Below are 4,954 nucleotides of genomic sequence, written 5' to 3'. Positions count from 1 at the left end.
ATACAGGCGCCTGCCATACGAGTCACAGTCACATGCACACTGGTTCATTAGCGATACGCCCCCTCATTCAGCGGACGCTCCCTGAGATAGGCGTTGGGAATGCCCTGCCACACAATCGTCGCCGCGTCGAGAATGAAGTCGGAGTCACTCGTCGCCCAGCCGAGTGCGAGCACCGTGCGCAGCACCACCCCGCAGAGAAACTCAACGTCCTGAATCTCGACCTTGTCCACCGGGACGGACGCGATGCGACTGACCAGGGCGCAAATCTGCGAAGGCACGTGGGCACGTTCCGACAGCGAGCGGAAAGACCACTTGTAGAACGGCATGTAGGTGTGCGACAGCAGGTGCAAAGCCGCCATGGTCGCCTGCAGGAACTGCGCGCGGGCTGCGTTCGCGGCAACGAGGTCACCGCGACCGAGGCAGCGCCACAGGTTGTACTGGCCGGACTGGGCCATGACGGCCATGTCAGCGGCAACCTTCTTGCGCACGACGACCTCGGGATAGAAGCCCAGCAGGTCCTGGCGAATGTGGGTGAACTGGCCGCTGGCGTCGGAGAACACCTCGCCGTTCGTGACGGTCGCAAGGAGCTGCTCGGGAATGCGAAGCCACTCGGCAACGCTCTGGGGGGAGCGCTCCAGGCCGGTGAAGGAACGATAGAACGACTCAGTCTCGAACACGCCCACGCGTTGGCCCGCGAGCGGGGTCTGGACACGCTTCTTCCCAAGGAACTCCTTGGGAAGAGAGTCATAGCGACGTGTAAGCTCGTCTCCCCACTCGGGATAGAGCTCGCGAGGGACCCATACGCAGAATCCAGGGCCGAAGTCGTGGTCCTGGGAGGTCTCATCGTCGAACCCGAGGCACTCCGATCCGGGCCCAACGAGGCCGAAGGCAAGCTGGCGCTCAACGTAGTACGGGAGCCCGAACACGAGGAGCGGCTCAAACTCGCCGTAATAGCGCCTTGCAAGCTCCATACCCCTCATGTCGCACCTCCCGCTCGTCTAGAACCTTCCAGTTCGCACAGCCACCGCAGACCCCAACGCTCAGGGTTGGCAGAGTGTCTCCATGCGCTCCGCTTCTCGCTCGAGCGCCCTCACGTTGGGAGAGTCGCCGAGCTTGTCTCGCAACACGTCAGCGGCCTTCCGATACAGTCCCTCTGCCTCCTCGTAACGACCGCGAAGGTAGGCGACCTTCGCGGCAGTCGCCAACGCGTGGGGCCGATGGACATCCCTTCCGCCCGAAAGCGTGCGATACGCCTCGAGCGCAGGGGCGATGGCCTCCTCAGCCTCGTCCAGACGCCCCTCATCGATGAGCACCTGTGCGAGATTGATGGCGTTGGTTGCCCGCCTGCCCTCGGAGTTTGGAACCGACTCCAGGAGCCTCCCGGCTCTCCTCAGGTCACGGCGTGCCTCCGCAAAGCGCCCAAGCCCACGAAGTGCGGCGCTGCGGTTGTTGCAGATCGCGCTCACCTCGTAGGGATGGTCGTCTCCGCTTCCCAGGAGCGCCTCGGCACGGTCGAACGACTCGACCGCCCTCTCGTGGCGACCCTGGGCAACGTAGACGTCACCAAGGTTGATGAGGGCGCGAGCCCTCTCGTCATCCCCCGCCCCGAGCCTTTCGAGCTCGGACAGGACCTCGTTGTAGAGTTCCTCGGACTCGCTCAAATCGCCTCGCAGCCTGAGGACGCTTCCCAGCTCGTTGGCGACAGCCACGCAGGTACTGCCGTCACCGGCGAGCCGGGCGCGCCGCAGGGCTTCCCGAAGGAAGCCCTCGACGTCGGCACCCGGCTCGCCATACAGGCGGTCGAGCTCCCTATAGAGACTCGAGGACTCCAAGGCTCTAGGCGTTCAGGTGCGGGATGATGAGCTCCACGTCGGAGTGCGGGCGCGGAATGACATGGACGGAGCGAAGCTCGCCCACGCGCTCCGCCGCGGCAGCGCCGGCATCGGTGGCTGCCTTGACGGCGGCGACGTCGCCGCGCACGAACGTGGTGACGATGCCGCCACCGACGTTGACCTTGCCTACGAGGGTGACCTCGGCGGCCTTCACCATGGCATCGGACGCTTCGACCGCACCAACGCAGCCGACCGTCTCAACCATACCCAGTGCCTCGTTCATTGTTCAGCTCCTTGTCTCAATGTCCTACGGTCGAGAAGACCGTGTTTCCTACTCCCCGCGGAATGCTGCGACGAGCTCGTTGACCATCTTCTTGAGCTCCTCGGCGTCGATGGTGTCGCTCGAAGCTTGGGGCTCCTCCTGCTGGGCGTGGCTACCGCAGCAGTTGCAGCCCACCGAGTAGCTGATGCCACTCGTACCATGGCCGACGGGCATGTCGATGCTCTTCTCGTGGCTCTCGTGAGCGGGGGCACAGCTTGCCTCGGAGCATCCGCAGCCGGACGTCGCAGTGTGTGCGTACTTGGCTGCCAGCTCGGGATGCCACTTCGCGAAGGTCTCGTCTGCAGCGGCAACCTGGTCGGGCTCGATGATGCCGTTGGCGATGCGCTTGATGTTGATCAGGTGCTGCGGGCCAACGTTCTCGGACACGGAGCTGCCGCCCCAGGTGCCGCAGCCCAGCGTGAGCGCAACCTCGAGTCCAGTGGACAGGCCAGTGCCGCCCTGCGTGCCACCCGTGTTGATGAGAATGCGGGAAGCGGGCTTGACCGAGAACTTGCGGACGATCTCCTTGTCCTCGGTGTGGATGTTCATGGTGTGACCGATGCCGTTCTGGAGAAGCGCGATGGAGAGGTCGCAGGCCTCGTGCCAGTCGGCGACGGTGTAGAAGCCAAGCACGGTCGTGAGCTTCTCATAAGAGAGGGGCCACTCGGGACCGACGCCATGCTGCTCGCCGATGAGGACCTTCGTGTCGGCAGGGATGCTAATGCCGGCGGCCTTGGCGATGGAGACGGCGGTGTGACCGACGAACTTGGGACTCATGGAGTGGCCGTTGCGGAAGAGGATTGCGCAGACCTTCTTGCACTCCTCCTCGCTCATGAAGTAGCCGCCCTGCTTCTTGAACTCGGCGACGACCTCGTCGTGGTTGCACGTCTCGCAGATCACGCTCTGCTCGGAGGCGCAGATGGTGCCGTTGTCAAAGGTCTTGGACGCGATGATCTGTCGAACCGCGTCGTGAACGTTGGCGGTACGCTCGATGTACGAGGGCGAGTTGCCGGCACCGACACCCAGGGCGGGCTTGCCGGAGCTGTACGCCGCCTTGACCATGCCAGGACCGCCGGTGGCGATGATCATCTTGACCTCGGGCGCATGCATGAGCTCGTTGGTGGCGGCGATGGTGGCCATGGAGATGCCCTGGATGACGTTCTCGGGGGCGCCGGCGGCCACGGCGGCATCGTTCATGAGCTTAATCGCCAGGTTGGTGCACTTGGCTGCCTTCGGGTGCGGCGAGAAGACGATGGCGTTGCGCGACTTGATGGCAATCATCGACTTGTAGAGGATCGTCGAAGTCGGGTTGGTGCAGGGGACAATGCCCATGATCAGCCCGACGGGCTCGGCAATGGTGATAACCTGGTTCTTCTCGTCCACGTCGATGACACCGATGGTCTTCTTGTCCTTGATCTGCTCGTAGAGCAGGCCGGAGGCCATGTGGTTCTTGTAAATCTTGTCAGGTACGTTGCCGTAGGTGGTCTCCTCGACGGCCATCTCGGCGAGCTGCTCGGCGTTCTTCTCCGCGACCTCGACCATGGAGCGAAGGATGCGGTCGATCTGCTCGACGCTGTAGTTGGCAATCTGGTTTGCAGCAACCTGCCCCTTGCGAGCCAGGTCACGAGCAGCCTGGATGCTCTGGAGGTCGTAATCGTATTCCTGCATCATGCCTCTTTCCGGTTAGCAGACGTTCTGGGATATGGGTTCTCGCTACTCGGCGTGAGGCAGGATCGACTCGACCATGCCGTCCGGGCGCGGGATCACGTGGACGCTCAGCAGCTCGCCCACGCGCTGGGCCGCGGCCGCGCCGGCGTCGGTCGCCGCCTTGACGGCGCCCACGTCTCCGCGCACGAAGACGGTGACCAGGCCGCCGCCCACGCGCTCCTTGCCCACGAGCCTCACGTTCGCTGCCTTGACCATGGAATCGGCGGCCTCGACGGCTCCTACCATGCCCTTGGTCTCGATCATTCCGAGTGCCTCAACGGCGTTGGCCATTCTGGTTACCTCCTTGGTGGGGTGAGGCTCTGCCTTCTTCGGCTGCGCCTCGGTCTTGGTTGCCTGCGGGGCCTTTGCGCCCTCGCTGTCGTTCTTCGGTGCAGGTGCAGCCACTGATGCTGCCTTTGCCTCGGGAGCCTGCTTCTCCGCCTGGGGGGCCTTCGCAGCTACCGCCGCGCCCTCCTTGCTTGCCGCGGACGTGCGAGAGGACCTCCGCGCCGGGGCGGGCTTGGGAGCGTCCGCGAAAGGCTTGCCAGCCGCAGTGGCCTTGCCCGCCCCGCTACGGGAAGAGGTGCGCTTGGGAGCGCCCTCCTGCCCGGACTTCTGCGCGGCCATCTAACTATGCCTCGGCGTGGGGCAGGATCGACTCGACCATGCCGTCCGGGCGCGGGATCACGTGGACGCTCAGCAGCTCGCCCACGCGCTGGGCCGCGGCCGCGCCGGCGTCGGTCGCGGCCTTGACGGCGCCCACGTCGCCGCGCACGAAGACGGTGACCAGGCCGCCGCCCACGAGCTCCTTGCCAATGAGGCGGACGTTGGCTGCCTTGACCATCGCATCGGCGGCCTCGACGGAACCCACCATTCCCTTGGTCTCAATCATTCCGAGTGCCTCAGTCGTGCTTGCCATCTGTGTTCCTCCCTTGGTTTGCCGGGCATCTCGCCCGAACTAAATTCCTCTTGCTTCCGCTTGCTACTCGGCGTGGGGCAGGATCGACTCGACCATGCCGTCCGGGCGCGGGATCACGTGGACGCTCAGCAGCTCGCCCACGCGCTGGGCCGCGGCCGCGCCGGCGTCGGTCGC

Annotated in this window: 6 protein-coding genes; all 6 read right to left on the bottom strand. The window is 64.8% G+C overall.

What is annotated here, in order from left to right; all coding sequences use genetic code 11:
- Window positions 1-47: 47 nt before the first annotated feature.
- Window positions 48-980, bottom strand: coding sequence for a DUF4037 domain-containing protein (locus tag ACI38Z_RS08345; RefSeq protein WP_439789734.1), 933 nt, complete (start codon window positions 978-980; stop codon window positions 48-50).
- A gap of 60 nt (window positions 981-1,040) precedes the next feature.
- Window positions 1,041-1,832: a tetratricopeptide repeat protein gene (locus ACI38Z_RS08340; protein WP_439789733.1), complete on the bottom strand. Its 792-nt coding sequence runs from the start codon at window positions 1,830-1,832 to the stop codon at window positions 1,041-1,043.
- A 4-nt stretch (window positions 1,833-1,836) separates the two neighbouring features.
- Complete coding sequence (locus ACI38Z_RS08335; RefSeq protein WP_439789732.1) at window positions 1,837-2,097, bottom strand: BMC domain-containing protein; 261 nt, start codon at window positions 2,095-2,097, stop codon at window positions 1,837-1,839.
- Window positions 2,098-2,163: 66 nt separating this feature from the next.
- Window positions 2,164-3,822, bottom strand: a complete 1,659-nt coding sequence (locus tag ACI38Z_RS08330) for an acetaldehyde dehydrogenase (acetylating) (RefSeq protein WP_439789731.1) — start codon at window positions 3,820-3,822, stop codon at window positions 2,164-2,166.
- 45 nt (window positions 3,823-3,867) lie between these two features.
- Window positions 3,868-4,152 (bottom strand): BMC domain-containing protein, encoded by a 285-nt coding sequence (locus ACI38Z_RS08325; RefSeq protein WP_439789735.1) that lies wholly within the window; start codon window positions 4,150-4,152, stop codon window positions 3,868-3,870.
- 340 nt (window positions 4,153-4,492) lie between these two features.
- Window positions 4,493-4,780 (bottom strand): BMC domain-containing protein, encoded by a 288-nt coding sequence (locus ACI38Z_RS08320; protein ID WP_154433673.1) that lies wholly within the window; start codon window positions 4,778-4,780, stop codon window positions 4,493-4,495.
- Window positions 4,781-4,954 lie beyond the last annotated feature (174 nt).

The organism is Parafannyhessea sp. (assembly GCF_051876455.1).
Classification (GTDB): Bacteria; Actinomycetota; Coriobacteriia; order Coriobacteriales; family Atopobiaceae; genus Parafannyhessea.
The sequence above is the reverse complement of the archived record's forward strand: the minus strand, read 5'-3'. Positions and strand labels throughout refer to the sequence as shown.

Bases quoted from the DNA above. Each gene is read 5' to 3' on its own strand.
- ACI38Z_RS08345 (WP_439789734.1), bottom strand. From the start codon at position 980: ATGAGGGGTATGGAGCTTGCAAGGCGCTATTACGGCGAGTTTGAGCCG.
- ACI38Z_RS08335 (WP_439789732.1), bottom strand. From the start codon at position 2,097: ATGGTTGAGACGGTCGGCTGCGTTGGTGCGGTCGAAGCGTCCGATGCC.
- ACI38Z_RS08330 (WP_439789731.1), bottom strand. From the start codon at position 3,822: ATGCAGGAATACGATTACGACCTCCAGAGCATCCAGGCTGCTCGTGAC.
- ACI38Z_RS08325 (WP_439789735.1), bottom strand. From the start codon at position 4,152: ATGGCCAACGCCGTTGAGGCACTCGGAATGATCGAGACCAAGGGCATG.
- ACI38Z_RS08320 (WP_154433673.1), bottom strand. From the start codon at position 4,780: ATGGCAAGCACGACTGAGGCACTCGGAATGATTGAGACCAAGGGAATG.